Source organism: Arthrobacter sp. R3-55, from assembly GCF_054161505.1.
This window is the reverse complement of sequence record NZ_CP096423.1, coordinates 3,889,129-3,910,218: the sequence shown is the minus strand read 5'-3', so window position 1 is coordinate 3,910,218 and position 21,090 is coordinate 3,889,129. Positions and strand designations below refer to the sequence as shown.

Annotated in this window: 16 protein-coding genes and 1 tRNA gene; 4 read left to right on the top strand and 13 right to left on the bottom strand. The window is 62.7% G+C overall.

Features of this window, described 5'->3' with window-relative positions; all coding sequences use genetic code 11:
- Positions 1-5: 5 nt before the first annotated feature.
- From M1D51_RS17820 to M1D51_RS17785, 8 genes are all read right to left on the bottom strand, one after another.
- Positions 6-1,463: a dihydrolipoyl dehydrogenase family protein gene (locus M1D51_RS17820; RefSeq protein WP_458107434.1), complete on the bottom strand. Its 1,458-nt coding sequence runs from the start codon at positions 1,461-1,463 to the stop codon at positions 6-8.
- A gap of 96 nt (positions 1,464-1,559) precedes the next feature.
- Entirely contained in the window at positions 1,560-2,246 is a 687-nt protein-coding gene (locus M1D51_RS17815; protein WP_172323769.1) for an N-acetylmannosamine-6-phosphate 2-epimerase, read from the bottom strand.
- A 9-nt stretch (positions 2,247-2,255) separates the two neighbouring features.
- Positions 2,256-3,242, bottom strand: coding sequence for an ROK family protein (locus tag M1D51_RS17810; RefSeq protein WP_458109613.1), 987 nt, complete (start codon positions 3,240-3,242; stop codon positions 2,256-2,258).
- 19 nt (positions 3,243-3,261) lie between these two features.
- On the bottom strand, positions 3,262-4,179 hold the full coding sequence (locus M1D51_RS17805; protein ID WP_458107433.1) for a dihydrodipicolinate synthase family protein: 918 nt from the start codon (positions 4,177-4,179) through the stop codon (positions 3,262-3,264).
- 37 nt (positions 4,180-4,216) lie between these two features.
- A complete protein-coding gene (locus M1D51_RS17800; RefSeq protein WP_458107432.1) occupies positions 4,217-5,023 on the bottom strand; it encodes an ATP-binding cassette domain-containing protein in 807 nt (268 codons plus the stop codon).
- On the bottom strand, positions 5,020-7,131 hold the full coding sequence (locus tag M1D51_RS17795; protein WP_458107431.1) for a dipeptide/oligopeptide/nickel ABC transporter permease/ATP-binding protein: 2,112 nt from the start codon (positions 7,129-7,131) through the stop codon (positions 5,020-5,022). Before M1D51_RS17795 ends, M1D51_RS17800 begins: the two co-directional genes overlap by 4 nt.
- Before the next feature lie 3 nt (positions 7,132-7,134).
- On the bottom strand, positions 7,135-8,040 hold the full coding sequence (locus tag M1D51_RS17790) for an ABC transporter permease (protein ID WP_141285599.1): 906 nt from the start codon (positions 8,038-8,040) through the stop codon (positions 7,135-7,137).
- A gap of 153 nt (positions 8,041-8,193) precedes the next feature.
- Positions 8,194-9,831, bottom strand: a complete 1,638-nt coding sequence (locus M1D51_RS17785; protein WP_172326240.1) for an ABC transporter substrate-binding protein — start codon at positions 9,829-9,831, stop codon at positions 8,194-8,196.
- A 323-nt stretch (positions 9,832-10,154) separates the two neighbouring features.
- Between M1D51_RS17785 and M1D51_RS17780 the strand changes: the two genes are divergently transcribed.
- Positions 10,155-10,883, top strand: coding sequence for a FadR/GntR family transcriptional regulator (locus tag M1D51_RS17780; RefSeq protein WP_172325995.1), 729 nt, complete (start codon positions 10,155-10,157; stop codon positions 10,881-10,883).
- Positions 10,884-11,046: 163 nt separating this feature from the next.
- Here the strand turns inward: M1D51_RS17780 and M1D51_RS17775 are convergent.
- Positions 11,047-11,120, bottom strand: a tRNA-Arg gene (locus tag M1D51_RS17775).
- A gap of 284 nt (positions 11,121-11,404) precedes the next feature.
- On the opposite strand from M1D51_RS17775, the gene M1D51_RS17770 reads away from it, so the two are divergent.
- Positions 11,405-13,231 carry a phosphoenolpyruvate carboxykinase (GTP) gene (locus M1D51_RS17770; protein ID WP_458107430.1) on the top strand — a complete coding sequence of 609 codons (1,827 nt, stop codon included), beginning with the start codon at positions 11,405-11,407 and terminating at the stop codon, positions 13,229-13,231.
- 107 nt (positions 13,232-13,338) lie between these two features.
- On the opposite strand, the gene M1D51_RS17765 is transcribed toward M1D51_RS17770, so the two are convergent.
- The 4 genes from M1D51_RS17765 to M1D51_RS17750 all read right to left on the bottom strand — a co-directional run bounded on the left by M1D51_RS17765 (position 13,339) and on the right by M1D51_RS17750 (position 17,039).
- The gene (locus M1D51_RS17765) at positions 13,339-14,496 is read right to left on the bottom strand and encodes a globin domain-containing protein (RefSeq protein WP_172325997.1); all 1,158 of its coding nucleotides are present in this window, start codon (positions 14,494-14,496) and stop codon (positions 13,339-13,341) included.
- A 149-nt stretch (positions 14,497-14,645) separates the two neighbouring features.
- Positions 14,646-15,116, bottom strand: a complete 471-nt coding sequence (locus M1D51_RS17760; RefSeq protein WP_458107429.1) for an RrF2 family transcriptional regulator — start codon at positions 15,114-15,116, stop codon at positions 14,646-14,648.
- Positions 15,117-15,156: 40 nt separating this feature from the next.
- Entirely contained in the window at positions 15,157-15,612 is a 456-nt protein-coding gene (locus M1D51_RS17755) for a hypothetical protein (RefSeq protein WP_458107428.1), read from the bottom strand.
- Positions 15,613-15,620: 8 nt separating this feature from the next.
- The gene (locus M1D51_RS17750; protein ID WP_458107427.1) at positions 15,621-17,039 is read right to left on the bottom strand and encodes a phosphomannomutase/phosphoglucomutase; all 1,419 of its coding nucleotides are present in this window, start codon (positions 17,037-17,039) and stop codon (positions 15,621-15,623) included.
- A gap of 125 nt (positions 17,040-17,164) precedes the next feature.
- On the opposite strand from M1D51_RS17750, the gene M1D51_RS17745 reads away from it, so the two are divergent.
- On the top strand, positions 17,165-19,330 hold the full coding sequence (locus M1D51_RS17745; protein WP_458107426.1) for a RecQ family ATP-dependent DNA helicase: 2,166 nt from the start codon (positions 17,165-17,167) through the stop codon (positions 19,328-19,330).
- 205 nt (positions 19,331-19,535) lie between these two features.
- On the top strand, positions 19,536-20,969 hold the full coding sequence (locus M1D51_RS17740; RefSeq protein ID WP_458107425.1) for an MFS transporter: 1,434 nt from the start codon (positions 19,536-19,538) through the stop codon (positions 20,967-20,969).
- Positions 20,970-21,090 lie beyond the last annotated feature (121 nt).

Genomic DNA, 21,090 nt, shown 5'->3' with positions numbered 1-21,090 from the left:
GGAATTTAGAGGCCGTACTTTTCCAAGAGCCTGAGCCACACTTCGCTGATGGTGGGGTAGGACGGAACCGCGTGCCACAGGCGGTCCAGGGTCACTTCACCAACGATTGCGATAGTGGCCGAGTGCAGCAGCTCCGCAACACCCGGGCCTACGAACGTAGCCCCGAGGATGACCTTGCGGTCCTCGTCCACCACGATCTGGGCCCAGCCCTTGTAGTCAGGGGAGTGCAGTTGGGAGCCCGAGACGTTGATGGGGAGTTCCACGCCCGTGACATTCTTTCCCTGCAGCAACGCTTGCTCCAGGCTTGGTCCCACTGAGGCAACCTCGGGATCGGTGAACACCACGCTGGGAACCGCGTGATCGTTGGCGGTGTGGGCCCACGGGCTCCACGGTTCGGGCGAGCCTTTGAGCTTGCCGCTGGCCCGGGCCACAATGGCATCACCGGTGGCACGGGCCTCGTACTTGCCTTGGTGCGTCAGGAGAACCTTTCCTGCTGCGTCCCCGGCGGCGTAAAGCCAGAGCCCACTGGTGCCATCGCTCGCAGGACCTTCCACGAGTCCGCTGGCATCGGTGGTAAGGCGGAGCGGTTTGCCTTCCAAGGCTTCGACGCCCACGTTGTCCAAGCCCAGGTTGGCCAGTGCGGGGTGCCGTCCGGAAGCGACCAGGAGTTTGTCGGCCGTGACCGTTTTGCCGTCGAACGTCACTGTCACTGAGCCGTCGTCGTTCTTCTCTGTTTTCTCCACATCAGTGTGGACGTGGACGGTCACGCCATCGGCGCGGAGCCCGGCCATGACCAGGTTGGCGGCCTCTTCCGGGTAGCTGCTCAACAAGCGGCCTCGGGCAATCAGTGTCACGTCCGAGCCGAGGCGGGCAAAGGCCTGCGCCATTTCCACGCCCGCAACGCCACCGCCGAGGACTGTGAATCGCCGGGGAACTTCCTTGGCTGCCGTGGCACCCCGGGTGGTCCAGAATGGAACATCCTTCAAGCCCTCAATGTCCGGGATGGTGGGGGTAGAGCCCGTCGCGACCACTACTGCATGGTGGGCCTTCAATGCGTAACTGTTGCCGTCGACGCCATCCACCTGGACCTCGCGGGGACCCGTGATGCGGCCGCGTCCACGGATGAGTTCGATGCCGGCGCTGTCCAGCCATTCGACCTGGCTGCCGTCCTGCCAATTATTGGTGAACCAGTCCCGGTTCTTCAGCACGGCCTCGGCGTTGATGGTTCCAGTGATCGCTTCTTTGGCCCCGGGCACCACTTGGGCGGAGTGGAGCACGTTTCCTGGCCGGAGCAGTGCCTTGGAGGGGATGCAAGCCCAGTAGGAGCATTCGCCACCTACCAATTCGCTCTCGACAATCACCGCCGTGAGGCCGCCACGAACCACCCGGTCCGCCACGTTTTCCCCTACGGCGCCCGCGCCGATCACGATTACATCGAATTCCCGGGAGCTCTCGGCAGTCATGGGGAAAGCCTACAGCCGCTCCCTTGGGGTTGTGAGGCCCGCTTTGCGGGGTTTGCGTGGGTTTGAGGGCGCAGAACAGGCCCCGCAACGGGGGGGCTACGCGTGCATCGCGCCCTTGAACCAGCCCGTGATGCTCGCCGGATGTGTGATCGCGGTGCCGACAACCACCGCAAACGCCCCGGCGTCCAGGGCTTGCCGGGCGTGCGCCGGGGTATGGATCCGGCCCTCAGCGATGAGCGGCTTACCCAACCCGGCAGAAGCAATTTGCTCCAACAACTCCAGATCCGGACCGTCCGTCTTGGGGCGCTCGCCGGAATAACCGGACAAGGTGGTGCCGATCAGGTCCGCCCCCGCTTCCACGGCAGCAACGGCGTCGTCAAACGAGCCACAATCTGCCATGACCAGTGCATGGGACCCAGCGTGGAGACCAGCCACTGTTTCGGCAAGGGACAGCCCATCCGGCCGTTCCCGGCGCGTTCCATCAATCGCAACAACATGGGCCCCGGCGTTCGCAACGGCCAAGGCATGCCGAAGTGTTGGCGTGATGAAGACGCCGTCGTGCCCGTCTTTCCAGAGGCCAATAACAGGGACCTCGACGGCGGTGCGCGTGAACTGTACGTCGGCCAACCCTTGGACACGGATCGCCGCCGCGCCGCCGATGACCGCTGAGGCCGCCACTTGCGCCGTGGTCCGGGGATCACGCATGGGCTCTCCGGGATACGCCTGGCAGGAGACGATCAGTTGGGAACGGAGGGCTTCGAGGCCTTCGGGCGTGAGGATCATGATCTTCCCTTACTTAAGGACGAGTTTCGCGGCGCCAACAATGGCAGCGGTGTTGCCAAGGGTTGCCGGGACAACGGGTACGGCCGCCAGCGGGGCCAGCAGTTCCTGACGCAGGGCCGACTCCATGGGCTTCCACCAGAGGTCGCCGGCATCGGTCAAGCCACCGGAGACCACCACGGTCTCGGGATCGAGGATATTAATGAGTCCGCCCACGGCCTGGCCCGCTGCTGCTGCACCGACCTCGATGGCACGCAAAGCGGCGGCGCGGCTGTCCGCGGACGCTGCGGCAGCACCGTCGTCGTGCGTGTCTGAGACCGAAGCTGCCAGTGCAAACACGCCCCGCGTGTCAGTTGCGTCCAGGGAAGAACCGCCGAAGCGAAGATAGGCCTCATGCAGGGCAGGCCCGGAGGCGATGGCCTCGACGTGCCCGGAACCACCGCAAACACACGGCAGTGGAACACCGTCAGCGCAGGCATAGGGAGAAGCGAAGTGCCCCACATGCCCGCCCACAAACCGGTGCCCCAAAACGGGAGCGCCGTCCACCACAAAACTGCCGCCCACGCCGGTCCCGAACGCCACCATGAGCGACGTCGTCGACCCGGCCGCCGCGCCACGCCAGGCTTCGCCGAGGGCATGGGCGTGGACGTCGTTGACGGCGCGCACAGCAGCGGCCGGCAGGGAATGCCGGGAGCAAAGCCCGGAAACAAGAGCAGTCCCTGCCCAACCATGAATCGCATCGGTCGCGGACACAACGGACCCGGCAACAGCGTCAATCACCCCGGCGGAGCCGATACCGACGCCGGAAACCGAAATTCCGGCGTCGGCAGCGCGCTCCACCAATCTCGAGATCAGCGCAGCGGTGGCGTCCAGGATCGCTTCGCCACCGGCCCGGTTCAGCGTCGGAATGGTCTCCGACATCAGCACTTCGCCAGCAGGGGAAACAACCCCGGCGGCAGTTTTGGTACCGCCGAGGTCAACGCCGATCACGTGGTTCATGGGAGCGGTCATGGAAAAACTAGACCAGCCCGTTCCGCTCCAGAATTGCACGAATCGACGCGGTCTCGGCGTCGTTCAAGGAAAGCATCGGCGAGCTCATGGTGTTGGACTCGATGACCCCCATCACCTGCAAAGCGGTCTTGAACGCGCCCAGGCCGGCAGCACCACCGGAGACACGGCCGTTGGGGGTGTAAACGATCTCGAAGACGTCCGCCAAACGGTCCTGTTCCCTTGCAGCAAGGGCCCAGTCACCGGCTTGGGCGGCGTCGAACAAGCGGCGGTAACCGGCCGGATCAACGTTGCCGAGGCCCGGAACAACGCCCTGCGCACCGCCCAGGAGGGCGCCGTCCACTACAACTTCGTGACCGGTGAAGATGTCGAAGTTGGGGATGTCCCTTGCCGCAAGCAGGAGTTGGCGGAAGGAGACGTCGTCCCCGGAGGAGTCCTTGACGCCGGCAATGACGCCGTCGCGTCCAAGGCGTACAAGCAAATCCGTGGGCAGCTTGAAGTGCGTGCGGACCGGGACGTCGTAAGCGAAGATCGGCTTGTCGATGGCGGCGTGGATGCTGCGGAAGTGGGTCTCAGTTTCCGCGGCGTTGCCAATGGCGTAATACATGGAGGTGACAACGATCGCGTCGGCGCCGAGGTCAACCACCTTCCGCGCTTCTTCGATGACCCGGTGGGTGGTTTGCTCGTTGGCCCCCACGATCAGCGGAACCGCCCCTGCGTTGGCATCGGCGATGGTGGAGACCACCAGCTCACGCTCGTCGTTGGTCAGGTAGGGCACTTCGCCGGAGGAGCCCAGGACGAAAAGTCCGGACACGCCGCCGTCGATCAGGTGCTTGGTGACGTTCTTCAGCGACGCGGTGTCGAGGCTGCCGTTGGCGTGGCGCGGGGTGATGACCGGCGGGATGACGCCCTGGAACTGAGTGGACACAGAATTCTCCGTTGTTTGTAACTTGTGAAGGGAAAAACTAGATGTGGAGCAGGCTCGGCGCGGCGCCCAGCAGCTTCTTGGTGTAGTCGTTGCTCGGGTTGTCGAAGACCTGGGCGGCAGAGCCTTGCTCCACGATCTTGCCGAAGTACATGACACAAATGCGGTCCGAGACATAGCGGACGGTCTGGATGTCATGGGAAATGAAAACCATGCCCAGGTTCAGCTGCTTCTTCAGATCGGACAGCAGGTTCAGCACCTGCGCGCGGACCGAAACGTCCAAGGCCGACGTCGGCTCGTCCGCCACGATGATGTCCGGATCCAACGCCAGCGCGCGTGCGATTGCCACACGCTGGCGCTGGCCGCCGGAAACCTGCGACGGCGTCACTTCGGCTGCCGATTGCGGCAAGCCAACCAGCGCCAGCAGTTCCCTGACCTTGGCAGCGCGGCTGGCTGGGGTCCCGATGCCGTGGATCTGCAAGGGATCGGTGAGGATGTCTTGGATGGTCATGCGTGGGTTCAGTGCTGTTGCAGGGTCCTGGAACACCACCGAAACCGAGCGGCCGAACTCCTTGCGCATGGCTGCGTTCCGCTTGATGGCGGGCTTTCCGTGGAACAAGACCTTGCCCGACGTCGGCGGCTGAAGTCCCACAAGCACTGACGCAAGCGTGGACTTGCCGCAGCCGGACTCACCCACGATGCCCACGGTTTCACCGCGGCTGATGGTGAAGTCCACACCGTCCACCGCTTTGACGATGTTCGGACGGAACAGCCCGCCCGTCCGTGCACGGTGGTAGACCTTGACGTCGTTGAGTTCGATGACCGGCTTTCCCGTTGACAGGCTCATTTCGCGTCCTCCTTCAAATGGCTTGCCCAGTAGTGGTCGGCATCATGGCCGTTCGCCGAAGCAACACTGGTGAGGACCAGTTTCTGCTGGGGATCGGCGTCGGGGCGCTGCGAACGTGCTGCAAAGCGGTCTCCCGTTGCGAAGTCCCGCGGGGAAGGGACCGTGCCGGGGATCTGGTGCAGCCGGACGGCGTCGGCCTCGATGGACAGGACGGCACCCAACAGGCCACGGGTGTACTCATGCTTGGGGTTCTGCAGGAGCTCGGAAGCCTGTGCGGATTCCACCACCTGGCCGGCGTACATTACCGTGATGCGATGGGCCAGGGAAGCCACCAGGGCGAGGTCGTGACTGACGAAAACCATGGCGAATCCGAGCTGCTCCCGGAGTTCGTTGAGGAGGTCCACCACCTGCTTCTGGACGGTGACGTCCAGCGCGGTGGTGGGCTCGTCGGCCACCACAATCCTGGGCGAGCGGGACAACGCCATGGCAATCAGCACGCGTTGGCGCTGGCCGCCGGAGAGTTCGTGCGGGTAGCTGGCAAGCGTCCGGACGGGATCCAGCTTGACCATTTCGAGCAGCTCCGCGGGAGTCTTGCGGCCGCCACGCTTGGTGAGCTGCTCCATCTGGTCCTTGATCTTCATGGACGGGTTCAGTGAGCTCAACGCGTCCTGGTAGACCATGGCAATCTGCTCCCCACGCAGGCCTTCATAAGCCTTGGCGTTGCTGTGCTGGGTGGTGGAGTCCAGGAGTTCCTTGCCATCGAACATGATGGATCCGGTGACTTGGGCGGTCTTGGGCAGGAGGCCCATGACAGCCAACGAGGTGATCGACTTGCCGCAACCGGATTCGCCTACCAGCCCCATGGTTTCGCCTTCGCGGACCGTGAAGGAAACGTTGTCCACGATTGCGATGTCGCCGAAACGGCCCGGGAAACGGATGGAGAGGTTTTTCACTTCGAGCACGCTCCGGGCCTCGGGCGAGACCTGGGGGAGGCGGTCGGAGCGTTTCGCTTCGATCGCAGCCAGGAGTTCCAGTTCGCGGTCCAGCAGGAGGTGCGGACTGGCGGCGGCCAGCTTCACGTCGGTGAGGACAGCTGACGTGCCCGCATCCGAGGTGACGGTGTCACCGGAAGCTGCGCGGACGCCGTCGAGCTCGTGTTCCTCAACTACGGAAGGCTGGGCCACGGAAGTTGCAACCTCGGCGTCCACAGCAACAGCTGCGGAGGATCCGTCGTCGTCCTTCACAGCCGACGCGCGGCGCAGCTTCGGGTTCACCATGGCGTCGGTGAGGCCCTCGGCCAGGATGTTAAGGGACAGCACGGTCAGCAGGATGGTCACACCGGCGAAGGTGGTGGCCCACCAACCACCGGACAGGACCAGGTTGCGGCCATAGGAAATCACGTTGCCCCATGACGGCGCGGGGTCCTGCACGCCGGCGCCCAGGAAGGAGAGCGAGGCTTCAAGGATGATGGCGTCGGCAACCATGACCGTGGCGAACACCAGCACGGGAGCCGCGGTGTTGCGGACAATGTGCTTGACCAGTATGTAGAAGCGGCCGGCACCGATCACGCGTTCAGCACGAACATAGTCCTCGCCGTACTGGGCCAGCACGTTGGCACGGACCACGCGGGCCAACTGCGGGGTGTAGATGATGGCGATCGCGATGATGATGGTGGGCACCGAGTTGCCGAACGCCGCGAGCAGCACCGCAGCCAGCGCGATGCCGGGGAACGCCATGAGGATGTCCATGAGCCGCATGATGATCTCGTTCACGGACTTGCTGGACGTCGCGGCGAAGGAGCCAAGGAGCGCGCCGGCGAGGATGGCCAAGCCAACTGCGCCAAGGCCGATCAGTAGTGATGACTGAGCGCCGAACAGGAGTCGAGAGAAGATATCGCGGCCCAGGCGGTCGGTGCCGAAGAAGTGTTCAGCGCCCGGCGGCGTGGCCGGAATGAAGGTCTCCAGGGGATCGTGCGGGGCGATGACCGGGGCAAAAATGGCCGCCAGGACAATCACGATGAGGAAAAGCAGGGCGATACGGGAGCCCCAGGGCAGGGCCTTGAAGCGAATGCCCGGGGCACTTAGCCGTTCTGCGAGCTTGCTGCGCATGAGCTATACCGTCCTGATTCGGGGGTTGATGAGCAGGTAGAGAAGGTCCACCACGATGTTCACCAGAACGAACGTGACAGAGATGGTGAGCACCACGCCCTGGACCAGGTTGACGTCCAGGTTGGTGATGCCGTTGAGGATCAGCTGGCCCATGCCGGGCAGGGCGAAGATCATTTCAATCACGACGGCGCCACCCAGCAGGTAGCCGACGCGCAGTCCCAGCACGGTCACCGGGGTGACGAGCGCGTTGCGGAGGACGTTCTTGGAGACAACCTCGCGGTAGGGGACACCGTTGCCGATGGCAGTGCGGACGTAGTCGCGGTCCAGTTCTTCCACCATGGAGGTGCGGACCACGCGGATCAGCGATGCCGATACAGGAATGCCGAGCGCCAGGGCCGGGAGGGCCATGGAGTTGAGCCACCCGCCGAAGCCGGATTCCGGCGTCGCAATTCCGCCCGAGGGGAACATCGGGTTGGCGCCGAGCGCGAACCATTGGATGAGCAGGATGCCCAGCCAGAACGATGGCGTGGCGATCGCGGCGATGGAGAAGACACGGACCAACTGGTCCTGCCACTTGTCGCGGTAAAGGGCGCCGAGGATGCCGAACGCGAGCGAGAGCACGATCGCGATCAGGACACCCAGGAACGTGAGCTGCAGCGTCAGGGGGAACGCCGAGCCGATCATGGAAGCCACCGACTTGGCTGGTGGGGTGGTGACGCCGAGATCGAATTGCAGGAGCTTGCCGAGGAAGCGGAAGTACTGCAGGACCAGGGGATCGTTCAGGCCATTGTCCTGGCGGTACTGCTGCTTCGCTTCTTCACTGGCGCCGTCGCCGAGGGCCGAGCTGGCCTGGTCGCCGGGAGCGGCCTGCAGGACGAGGAAGACGAGCAACGTGATGCCCAGGATCATCAATGGCAATGCTGCAAGTCTGCGGCCAAGCAGACGCAATATCGTGACCAATTTGTTCTCCGGTTGGTTGGGGTGCTGCTGGTTGTGAGGCCCGCTCTGCGCGCTATTCGGGGGATTCAGGCCGCAGAGCGGGCCTCACAACTCGTAGGGTGCTTAGGCAGTTCGTCCGACGTCGATGAACGACAAGCCGGTGGTGGGCAGGGGCTGGAAGCCGTTGAGCTTCTTCTCGTCCCAAGCGCTGGGCAGCTGGCGGTGGAAGATCGGGTACAGGGGGACTTCGTCCGAGACCATGTCCACGATTTCTCCAACGATCTTCTTTGCCTCTTCACCCGAAGCCTGGGAGCCCTTGTTCATCAGCTCCTGCAGCTTGGCGCGCTCCGGGGTGGTCCAGAAAGCGCGCTTGTCCATCCAGGTTGCGCCCGAGTAGAACCAGCTCAGGAGGAGGTCTGCATCATTGCCGAACACGGACGGATCACCCGGGGCTGCAACCACCGAGAAGTCGCCCTTGCCCACGCGATCGCTGTACAAAGCGCCGGACTGCAGGCTCTTGACGGTGACCTTGACTCCGGGGATTTTGTTCCAGGATTCGAGGATCAGCGGGGCAACGTCCTTGACCCACGCGGTGTCCGTGGTGAGGAGCTCGAACTCAAGGTTGGTGACGCCCGCTTGCTTCAGGAGTTCCTCAGCCTTGGAGGTATCGAAGCCGTAAACGTTCTTGGCCTTGACGTAGTCCGGGTGGCCTTCCTGGAAGTAGGAACTGGCAGCCTTTGCGTTGCCGAACAATGCCTTCTTGATGATGGCTTCCTTGTCCAGGCCGTAGTGGAGGGCCTGGCGGACCAGCTTGTTATCGAACGGAGCCTTGGCGCAGTTGAACATGAGGAACAGCAGGCCGAAGGACTGGACGGATTCGACCTTGACCTTGGATTTCAGGCCGTCAACGTCCAAGTAGGGAACGTCTTCGATGGCCTGGACGCGGCCGGACTGGACGGCTGTGACGCGGGCTGCGGCATCCGAGAGCAGCAGCCAGGTCATGCCCTTGGCCAGTGCGGGCTTCGGACCGTTGTAATCGGCGAAAGCTTCGAAGACGATCTTGTCGTCCTTGACTGCTGAGACGAGTTTGTAGGGGCCGGATCCAATGGGGGCAGCGTCGAAGGCCTTCAGATCGGTGGCAAGTGCCTTGGGCACGATCTTGACTACTGAAATGCGGGGGCCAAAGCCGGGGAAGGCGTACTTAAGCGTGAACTCCACCGTTTTGGCATCCACGGGCTTGACGTCCTGGATGAAGGGGATGAACTGGGAAAACAAGGACTTGTTCGCCGGGTCCATGACACGGGTGAAGGAGAAAGCAACGTCTTCGGTGGTGACGGGGGAGCCGTCGTGGAACTTTGCGCCGTCGCGGATTGTCACCTGGTAGGTGGTGTCGTTGACCTTCTTGGGATCCGTTGCCGCGAGTGCGTTGTAAGGCTGGCGGGTGGCCGGGTGGAGCTCGATCAGGCCTTCGAAAATGTGCAGGTTGGCTGCCATGGGCGTCGCGCCGGAGGAGCTTAGGGGGTCAAAGCCGGTGGAGAGGGCGTAGGAAATGCCTGCCTCAATGGTGAGGTCCTTATTGACGGCTGCCGTGTTGGTGGCCGCTCCGGTAGTGGTGCTGGCAGCGCCGCCGCACGCAGAGAGTGTTGCCGTGAAGGCGGCTGCTGCACCAACTGCGCCGCTTAGCTTCAGGAAGTTCCGGCGGCTGGCGTCATTGACCAGCGGCAGGCTGTGAATCGTCTTGCTCATAGGGTGCCTCACCATTCGCGTTTCGTGGGTTATCGGATGTAGGACGTCCGATGCTCGTATTGAAACTGTAAGGGCGGTCACAACGGAACGTCAAGTGAGATGTAGCCCTGAGGTGTGTGCCGTGGGCTGGGCGGTTCGCCGGCTGCGGCCGGTCCGGAGGGGAAATCTCAGCGATTTCCCGGTACATAGCTATGACGGAGGTGGGACATCCGATATTGTATGTTGCGAGTCACTCATTCTTGGGTGGGCACTAAGCTCGCCTCAATATTAACACCGCACATGCTTCCGAAACCGGTCACTTCCGGGTCTCAGGCAGGTGCATCGGCAAGGAGAAAGCCATGACAACTTCCGGTGTGGTTCCGCAGGCGCGGTTCAGTGCACAGGCCCGGCTGCGTGCCTTGCAATCGGACATTATGGAATTGATTCTTGAGCGCGAGCTCGAGGCGGGCGATCCACTGCCGACAGAGAGCGAACTTTCCGGCGCTCTGGGCGTAGGGCGCAATACGCTGCGCGAGTCCCTCAAGGTCCTCCAAGCCTTGGGCGTCATCGAAATCCGCCACGGCTTCGGCATGTTCGTGGCACCCAGCAACTTTGACGCCTTGGCCGACGGCCTGACGTTCCGGGGCCGGCTCTCGCTGCGGCACCAGGGCCTGGAAGCCTTGCAGTTGGTGGATGTGCGCCAGGCCTTGGAGTCTGGCCTGATCGGCTCGTCCATTGACGTTATGACCAGGGAACAGCTGGCCTCCATTGAAGAAGCCGTAAAGCAGATGGAGGAGCTCGCCGCTGCCGGCGAAAACTTCGTTGCTGCCGATGCCGAGTTCCATCGTCGGCTCTTCGAACCCCTTAACAATGAGCTCCTGATCAACCTCATGGGCGTCTTCTGGAAGGTCTACCGGAAGATCCACGTGGAAATCGGCCCGGGCAACGAGGACTTGGTAAAGACTGCCGCGATGCACCGTGGCATCTACGCAGCTGTAGCTGCAGGGGACAAAGCCCTGGCCTCCGAGTTGCTCAACCGTCACTTCGACGGAATCCGCCGACGTATCAGCGAGGCCGTCGGAGAGTAAAAGCTCCGCGCTCAACGCAAGGGCCGTCGTCGTACTTCTTTGAAAAGTACGACGACGGCCCTTCCCGTTCTGCGCGCGGGTCACCTGCGGTTGGGTTCGCCAGGTTGGGTTCGCCGGGCATAAAAAAGACCCGCACCGGCGAACCGGTGCGGGTCTTTATCTGTGCGCCCAAAGGGATTCGAACCCCTGACCTTCTGTTCCGTAGACAGACGCTCTATCCAGCTGAGCTATGGGCGCATTTCGTGTGATTCTCGGCGGTCTGTTTCTCTGACCCCCTCGAACCTCAATAAACTTTACAGAAGTTCATGAGAAGTTCCAAATCGAAAAGCTGTAATCTGCGCAACTAGACCGGTCTACGTGACCTTAGTCACTTAAATCCGGCACATTGGCATGCCAGCCCTTGATTTCTAGCGGTTTTTACTTTTCCCACCTCCGGATGTCCGATGTCTGACAACGGATTGGTCTGGTCCGCGGCCCCTATCGTTTAGGACACACCACTGAACCCGAGGAAGGGAACCGCAATGGGCGATCTGGCGCGACTGCCGCTGCTTGAGAAGGCACCTACTACGCATGCACGCCTGCTGGCCTGGGTCGAGGAAGTTGCCGAGCTGACTCAGCCGGACCGCATCCACTGGGTTGATGGCAGCGAAGCAGAAAACAAGAAGCTGACGGACGAGCTGGTCGAGGCCGGCACGCTCAAGCGGCTGAACCCGGAGACGTTCCCGAACTCTTTCGCGGCATTCTCGGACCCCGCTGACGTTGCCCGTGTGGAGGAGCAGACCTTCATCTGCTCCGAGAACGAGCGCGACGCAGGCTTCACCAACAACTGGATGGCCCCGGCCGAGATGAAGCAGAAGCTGCGCAGCCTGTTCGCCGGCTCCATGCGTGGCCGCACCATGTACGTCATTCCGTTCGTCATGGGCCATCTTGATGCAGAAGATCCCAAGTTTGGCGTCGAGATCACCGACTCCGCCTACGTTGTTGCCTCCATGCGCATCATGGCCCGCATTGGAACCGACGTCCTGGACCGCATCACCCAGACCGACGCTTTCTTTGTCCCCGCCCTCCACTCGCTGGGCGCACCCCTGGAAGCCGGCCAGGCTGACGTCGCGTGGCCCTGCAACACGGACAAATGGATTGTGCACTTCCCCGAAGAGCGGTCCATCTGGTCCTTCGGCTCCGGCTACGGCGGAAACGCCCTCCTGGGCAAGAAGTGCTACGCACTGCGCATCGCTTCGGTCATGGCCCGCGATGAAGGCTGGCTGGCCGAGCACATGCTCATCCTCAAGCTGACCTCCCCGGAGCAGAAAACTTACTACATCTCTGCTGCGTTCCCGTCTGCTTGCGGCAAGACCAACCTCGCGTTGCTCGACCCCACCATCAAGGGCTGGAAAGTTGAGACCCTTGGCGATGACATCACCTGGATGCGCTTCGGCAAGGAAGGCGAACTGCGCGCCGTCAACCCCGAGGCAGGCCTCTTCGGCGTCGCTCCCGGCACCGGCTGGGGCACCAACCCCAACGCCATGCGTGCCATCGCCAAGGGCAACAGCATCTTCACCAACGTGGCTCTGACCGACGACGGTGGCGTCTGGTGGGAAGGAATGACGGAGGAAACTCCGGCACACCTGACCGACTGGCGCGGTGAGTCCTGGACTCCGGACTCCGACGCCCCGGCAGCGCACCCGAATTCGCGCTTCTGCACGCCGATCGACCAGATCGACATGCTGGCTGAGGAATACTTCAGCCCGGAAGGCGTGGAACTGTCCGCGATCCTGTTTGGCGGCCGTCGCAAGACCACCATCCCGCTGGTCACTGAAGCGCGCGACTGGTCAAACGGCATCTTCATGGGATCCACGCTGTCTTCCGAGACCACGGCTGCCGCCGCCGGTGCCGTTGGCGTGGTTCGCCGCGACCCGATGGCCATGCTGCCGTTCATTGGCTACGACGCAGGGGACTACCTGAACCACTGGGTGAACCTGTCCGCCAAGGCCAACCCCGAGCGTCTGCCGAAGATCTTCCTGGTCAACTGGTTCCGTCGCACGGCTGAAGGCGGCTTCGCGTGGCCCGGCTTCGGCGACAACGCCCGTGTGCTCAAGTGGGCCATCGAGCGCCTTGAAGGCAAGGCCGACGCCGTGGAGACTCCGATCGGTTTCGTTCCGACCGGCGAATCCATCGACCTTGAGGGCCTGGACATGACCCCCGCTGAGGTTGAGTCGGCCGTTCGTGTGGACCCCGAGGAATGGGCAACCGAGCTGGCCTCCATCGAGGAATGGTTCGCCAACTTCGGCGAGTCCCTCCCGGCGGCGCTGCAGTCCGAGCTGGACGGTCTCAAGACCCGTCTGGGCTAGACCTCTTAGGAACAACGGCGTTCTTAAGTGAACGACGACGGCCCGTCACCTTTCGATTGAGAGGTGGCGGGCCGCCGTCGTTCTTGGGACCGTGTCCTTCCGAGGCGTTAGTTGGCGAGCCAAACGTCGGGGCCGAAGACCTCGTAGTGGATCCGGGTGGCCGGAATTCCGGCCTCGATGGCTTCGTCGCGGATCTTCTTCATGAAGGGAAGCGGTCCGCAGAGATACAACGAGGCGTCGGCTGGGACGTCAACTTCCCGCAGTGACATGAAACCCTGAATGGCTTCGGCGTGCGGTGTTTCCAGCCAGAGCTTCACATCGGCGTCGATCTTGGCAGCGTCCGCCGTCATCTGCCCGCTCAGTGCCCAGCTGTCCATGGACTTTTCCGCGTGAAGGACAAGGACCTCCCGGTCGGTGCCCGTCTGCGCCAGAGAGCGCAGGATGGACGCAGTGGGCGTGCAACCGATACCCGCCGAGGCCAGGATGACCGGACCGGCTCCCTCTTTGAGGGTGATTTCGCCGTACGGATTTGAGATCTCCAGGATGTCACCACGTTCAACCTCGCTGTGCAGGGCGGTGGACACTTCGCCCCCGTCGTTGAGCTTGGTGGTGAAGGTTCGGCCGTTGCCGGTGTCGCCGGACAACGAGTACTGGCGTACTTGGCGCAGGCCATCGCTGAGGCGGACCTTGACGCTGACGTACTGACCCGGAATTGCAGGGGTGACAGGGGTATCGTCCGCAGGTTCCAGACTGAAGGTCATGGCGTCGGTGCCTGCCGGCTCCTTGGCCGTAACGCGCCAAGGCATCCACATTTTGCTGTTGGCCTGGGAGGCGTAGAGGTCCTTTTCCAGCTTGATCAGCGCGTCAGCCATGAGCCAGTAGACCTCAGTCCAGGCCTCAGCGATCTCGGGCGTGATGACCTCGGCGAGGTCTGCGGCGATCGCGGCGAACAAGTGCTCGTAGACCACGCAGTACTGCTCTTCTGTGATTCCAAGGGAGGCATGCTTGTGCGCAATCCTGGACAGGACCTGCTCCGGAAGGGTACCTGGGTTGTTGACCAGGTGGGTGGCGAAAGCGGCAATGCTGCCGGCTAGTGCCCGCTGCTGATCACCCGAACGCTGATTGGAACGGCTGAAGAGGCCATCAAGCAGCTCGGGGTGTGCCGAGAAAAGCCGTTGGTAGAAGTCGACCGTTATCGCCCCGATCCGTGAACCCACCAAGGGAAGGGTTGCTTCGATGATGGGGCGGGACTTTTCCGAGAGCATGGTTCTCCTGGGTGTTAGGGGTCGGACTGGCCGGCCGAAATATACAAGCATTTGCAATGCTTATATTGATACCTCAATTTCTACACCTCGTAGAAGTGTTGTGCAAACTGGGAGGAAGGTGCCGGAAGGGCGGTGTGTTGGGAGGGGGTTTACGGTTGGCCGGCCGGCACCCTGAATTCCGGACGCAGCCCGATGGACTGGAAAACCGGATTCATTTGGCGGGCATGGGGGAGCGAAGCGATGACCACGGTGTCCAACTCGCGGTAAAAGGCTTCCCTGGCGCGGTTCATCGCATGGCGCAGCCCGCATTCGGTGATGAGCGGGCAATTTTTGGTGGGGGACTGGCACTCAGCCGGGTCTTGTCGGCTGTCCAAATGCCGCAGGACCTCGCCAACTGTCGCCTTCCGCCCCGATTCATTGAGCCTTGAACCGCCCAACCGACCCCGTTCAACGTCAATGTAGCCCAGTGCGCGCAAGCGGACCATCGCCTTGCTGACATGGTTGTACGGTGTTCCCACGGCGTCCGCCACCGCTTGGGTGGTCAGGAGTACGCCTTCGGGAGCCGCGGCCAACACCATGATGGCGCGGAGGCTGACATCTGCAAACGCGTTGATTTTCATGGCATCAGCTCACGGGTAGGGTCCGGAAAACGGTCAGGGTCTAGTCCACCCAAATGGATGGTTCATGCGTGTCAGGTTCCATTGCACCGTAGGCAAAGCCGTCGGTGGTAGGGGTGTACGGAATGATGGCGGCCAGGACCTCACCGCTCCGATGCTCGGCTGCGCCGTGAATGCCATCGGAGCCGTGGTCGGGCAGGCTGACGTCACTGACCACTGCAACGGCCCGGAAATCATCGCGGCCCTGGCGCAGCAGGTCATGGACATCGGCCAGCATCTGCCCGGCATCAACGTCGCCGTTTTCGTCCGGTTCCCCCGGAGCGATCATCACAATCCGCAGCTCGCCATCATTGGACAACGTGATGCCGAAGGGGAAGAATCCACCGTTCTGCTGGAGGTGCTCCTGGGCAGTTCCCAAAGCTGTGCCCAAGGTTTCACGGAGTTCGCGATCCTGGTCTGAATCCTCCGGGACGCTTTCTGCGTTGGGTTGCTCGTTCATTCGTGGCCCTATGCCCGGACCAGTGCGAGGACGCGGTCGCGGATCTTTTCCATGGTGGGCTGATCCTTGGCCTCTGCGTTCAGGCGAAGGAAGGGCTCGGTGTTGGAGGGGCGCAGGTTGAACCACCAGCTGCCGTCCTTGGCCGTGAAGGTGCTGCCGTCCATGTGGTCGATCTCGATGTCTTCGGTTTCGAAGTCGATGCGAACACGTTCCACGGCGCCAGCTTTGTCCTCGATCTCGGAATTGATTTCACCGGAAGAGACGTAGGGCTCGTACTGGCGGCCAAGTTCGGAGAGCGGTCCGTCCTGCTCGCCCAGGGCGGCCAGGACGTGCATGGCAGCGAGCATGCCGGTGTCCGCATTCCAGAAATCCCGGAAGTAGAAGTGTGCCGAGTGCTCCCCGCCAAACACTGCGCCTTCCGCGGCCATGACGGCTTTGATGAAGGAGTGCCCCACCCGGGTCCGTACCGCACGGCCGCCGTCTTTGGCGACGAGCTCGGGTACGGCCTTGGACGTGAGGAGGTTGTGGATGATCACAGGGGTTTCTTCCCCTGCAGCCTGGGCACGGGCGATTTCGCGGCGGGCCACCATGCCGGTGATCGCGGAGGGAGAGACGGGCTCGCCCTTCTCATCAATCACGAAACAGCGGTCAGCGTCGCCGTCGAACGCCAAGCCGATGTCCGCGCCGTGCTTGACGACGGCGGCCTGCAAGTCTCGCAGGTTTTCCGGTTCCAAGGGGTTGGCCGGGTGATTGGGGAACGAGCCGTCCAGTTCAAAGTAGAGCGGGACGATCTCGAACGGCAAGGCTGGAAGCAGTTTGTCGCCAAGTACTGCCGGCGTGGTCAACCCGGCCATGCCGTTGCCGGCATCCACTACCATCTTCAGCGGACGGGAACCGGAAAGGTCCACCAGCTCGCGCAGGTATTCCGAGTAGTCCTTCAACACATCACGCACGCCGATCTCGCCGCGGGTTGCCGATGCAGGGATGGTGCCCGAATTCAGGTACTGCTCGGCCAGGGCCTGTATTTCCTTCAAGCCGGACTCGGAGGAGATGGGCTGGGCGCCGGCCTTGGCCATTTTGATGCCGTTGTATTCGGCAGGATTGTGGCTGGCGGTGAACGTGGCACCGGCGGCGTTCAACGCACCGCACGCGTAGTACAGCTCATCGGTGGAAATCAGGTCCAGCAAAAGGACATCAGCTCCGCGCGCGGCAGCACCGTTGGCGAAAGCCTGGCTGAACTCAGGCGAGGACGGACGCATGTCCCCGCCGACCAGGACGGTTTCGCCTTCGAGGCCCAGGACGTCAATGAAGGCAGCCCCTACGGCCTCGACGATTTCAGCCGTAATGGATTCACCCACGATCCCACGGACGTCGTATGCCTTGAAGGATGCCGAGAGGTCGAATGTCTTGTTCTGCTCGCTAGTCACGCGCTCAATCCTACTGTGGCAACGCAAACGGGCAGGAATGCCGGCCCCTGCCTTGTGGATAATGGTTGTCCACATAACGGGGTCTGCACGTTATGGCGCTCAGGGTCGGCTGGAATACTGGGGTGATGGCCAACAACTCCCAGAACGCTGCAGTTTCCGTGCAATCACCCACCCAACAGCAGGCACTGGCTTGCCTGAGGGAGTTGGTGGGGCACCCCGAAGCCCAGTTTCACGACGGCCAATATGAGGCCATCGAAGCGTTGGTTGATGCCGGGCGCAGGGCATTGGTGGTCCAGCGCACCGGTTGGGGAAAGTCTGCTGTCTACTTCGTTGCATCCTTGTTGCTGCGACGGCGTGGAGCTGGCCCTACCTTGATTGTTTCGCCTTTGCTGGCGCTCATGCGTGACCAAGTTGCAGCCGCCGCCCGGGCAGGAGTGCGGGCTGTTGCCATCAACTCCGCAAACGCCCTGGAATGGGATACCGTGCTGGCCCGGTTGGCCGCTGACGAGGTGGACGTCCTGCTGGTCTCTCCCGAACGGCTGACCAACCCTTCCTTCAGGGAGAACCAGCTTCCGGAACTCATCCGGCGTACGGGCCTGCTGGTCATCGATGAAGCCCACTGTATTTCCGACTGGGGGCATGACTTCCGCCCTGACTACCGCCGCATTGCGGACCTCATTGCACAGCTGCCGCCGTCCGTTCCTGTCCTGGCAACCACCGCTACCGCCAACTCCAGGGTGGTCCACGACATCGAAGAGCAACTCGGCGAAGGCGTTCTGACCATCCGTGGCGCCTTGGGCCGCGAATCGCTGCGCCTTGGAGTGCTGACATTGCCCGATTCCCGGGACCGGCTTGGCTGGTTGCTGACCCACCTTGCAGATATGCCCGGGAGCGGCATCATCTACACACTCACTGTCTCGGCCGCCGAGGATACGGCCAGACTCCTGGCCGAAGCCGGGCACAATGTTCTCTCGTACACGGGTCGGACGGACCCCGCAGACAGGGAGCGTGCGGAACAGCTCCTCAAAGACAACCAGGTGAAGGCCCTCGTGGCCACGTCCGCACTGGGAATGGGCTTCGACAAACCGGACCTGGGCTTCGTCATCCACCTTGGCGCGCCGTCGTCGCCAGTTGCCTACTACCAGCAGGTTGGCCGTGCAGGACGTGGTGCGGCCAACGCAGATGTCCTGCTGCTTCCCGGCTCCGAGGACCGCGAAATCTGGCAGTACTTCGCCACTGCATCCATGCCTTCGGCAGAGAAAGCCAACGCCGTACTGGCAGTCCTCGGCGACGCCGGCTCGGCCTTGTCCACGGTGGCCCTGGAAGCAAGGGTGGACCTTCGCCGCACTCCGTTGGAACTCCTCCTCAAGGTCCTGGCGGTAGATGGAGCGGTGGAACGGGTTGGCGGAGGATGGCGTTCCACGGGGCTGCCGTGGAACTACGACGCCGAGCGCTACGCCCGTATCGCCGAAGCCCGGGTGGACGAGCAGGATTCCATGGTGATCTACCAGGACACCGCCGGATGCCGCATGGAATACATCACCTCGGTGCTGGACGACGAAACGGCTGCTGCTTGTGGGCGCTGCGATAACTGCGCCGGCCGATGGTTCCCGGTGGACGTGGCAGCCTCGGCAGCCGACGCTGCGGGGCAAACCCTGCGCCGCGCCGGAATAGCGGTGGAACCCCGCCTTCAATGGCCCAGTGGAATGGACCGGCTGGGAGTATCCGTCAAAGGAAAGATCAAACCGGATGAGAGCGTCTCAGAGGGACGGATTCTTGCCAGGCTGACCGACCTCGGCTGGGGCGGATCATTGCGGGAGTTGTTCGCTGCCGGGGCTCCGGACCGTACGGTGGACCCCGCCATGCTGCAGGCATGTGTTCAGGTGCTCCGGGAATGGTCAGGTGCTGAGGGCGGGACCCCCTGGAACGGTGTCGGCCGTCCCGCGGCCGTAGTCAGCATTCCTTCACGGAGCAAGCCGCAACTGGTTGAATCCTTGGCTCAGGGAATTGCCGGCATAGGACGTATGCCCTACCTCGGGCAACTGCAGGCCCAGCATGGCGGACCGACCGGCGCTCGCGGCGGTAACAGTGCCTACAGGCTGGCAGGGGTGTGGGACAGGCTGGTAGTCGGTTCCGATCTCGCCCAGGCTTTGGCCGGCCTGGGTGGCCAGCCGGTGCTATTGGTCGATGACCTTATTGACAGCCGTTGGACCATGACCGTCTCGGCCAGGGCACTGCGTCATGCCGGCGTGGGGGCGGTGCTGCCGCTCGCGTTGGCGCAGGCGGGCTAGGGGGGTCAGGACCTCTCGGATGGAACTGCGGATGGAGCTGCGCATGGAACTGCGGATGGAACTGCGGATGGAACTGCGGATGGAACTGCGTCTGGAACTCTGCCTGGAGCTGCGTCATGTTGTAATCGCTCCCACTCTGCGTCTATAGGATCGACCCAACAGCCTGCTGTCCGTCGCGGGCACTCCATGAACCCGGACCGGAGCCATGAGCACAAATCCGAGCAACACAGACGTCGAAGCCGCTGACCAGCCGACGTGGCGGCCGAGACTGGCACTGCTGGTGGCCGCGACATTTTTCATGGAGTTCCTGGACGGGACCATCCTGACCACGGCCATTCCCAGCATCGCCTCCGATTTCCGGGTGGCACCGGCCGACATCAACATCACCATGACGGCGTACCTGGTGACTGTTGCCATGGGCATCCCGTTGAGTAGCTGGCTGGCGGAGCGTTTTGGTGCCCGCAGGATCTTCTGTCTCGCAATTTCGGTTTTCACCATTGCCTCCCTGCTCTGCGCCATCAGCACCGACTTGACCATGCTCACGCTGAGCAGGGTAGCCCAGGGGATGGGCGGAGCCATGATGGTGCCCGTGGGCACCCTGGTGGTTCTGCGGGGCACACCCAAGTCCGAGCTTCTGCGCGCCACCGCCTACCTCGTGTGGCCGGGGCTTCTTGCACCTGTCCTGGCCCCGATGGTGGGCGGGGCGCTCACCACCTTCCTTTCATGGCACTGGATCTTCATCATCAACGTTCCACTGGGATTGGCTGCCTTCATCGCCGCGCTGCGGTTGGTTCCGCGGACACAGTTTGACGGGAAACGACGACTGGACTGGTTCGGCCTGCTGCTCACCACCTTGGGTGTAGGCGCTTTGGTGGTGGGCCTGGAAACCTTGGGCGGGCACGCGTCCAACCTCCTTGCTGCAGGAGTGGTCTTCGCCGGGGTTCTGTCCCTTGCAGGCGCAGTCTGGTGGATGAGCAAAGCGAAAGTTCCCCTGTTCAACCTCGACGTCTTCGGGACCCGGACCTTCAGGGCCACGTCTACTGGAGGGTTTATCTACCGGCTGACCATCAGCTCGGTCCCTTTCCTGCTGCCGTTGATGTTTCAGGATGGGTTTGGCTGGGATCCGCTGAAGGCAGGTGTGATGGTGGCAGCGGTGTTTGTGGGCAATATTGGGATCAAACCGGCAACTACGCCCTTGATCAGGCGCTTCGGGTTCAAACCGGTGCTTGTCTTTGCCTCGTTCGCCTCGGCTGTGACGTTTGCCCTGTGCGCTTTCCTTGATGCCCAAACACCTGAGCCCCTCATTTTCGCCTTGTTGTTGTTCAGCGGCGCCTTCCGTTCCATCGGTTTTTCTGCCTACGCCTCGGTTCAGTACGCGGACATCGTTCCCGGGCAACTGCCGTCGGCCAACGCCATTTCGGCAACGTTGGTTCAGTTGGCGGCTGCAGCCGGGATCGCAGTGGGCGCTTTGTTCCTGCGGTTGTTCGAGACCACCGACGTGTTCGGTCCGGATCAGGTGGCTGCTTACAAGGGTGCATTCGTAGCCATGGCTGCTTTGATGCTGATCAGCACCGTGGACAGCCTCACCCTGCACCGCCACGCGGGGGCTGAGGTCAGCGGCGGCGTCAAAACCGGATGAGGCAAAACCAACAGAGCACAGCGGGGGAGCTTAGCCCGGCGGCAGAGTGAAGCGCGCTGAGCTCCTGCCCTTTGCGCATCCGGAATTTATGCGCATCGGCTATAGCTCCGGATTCCTGAGG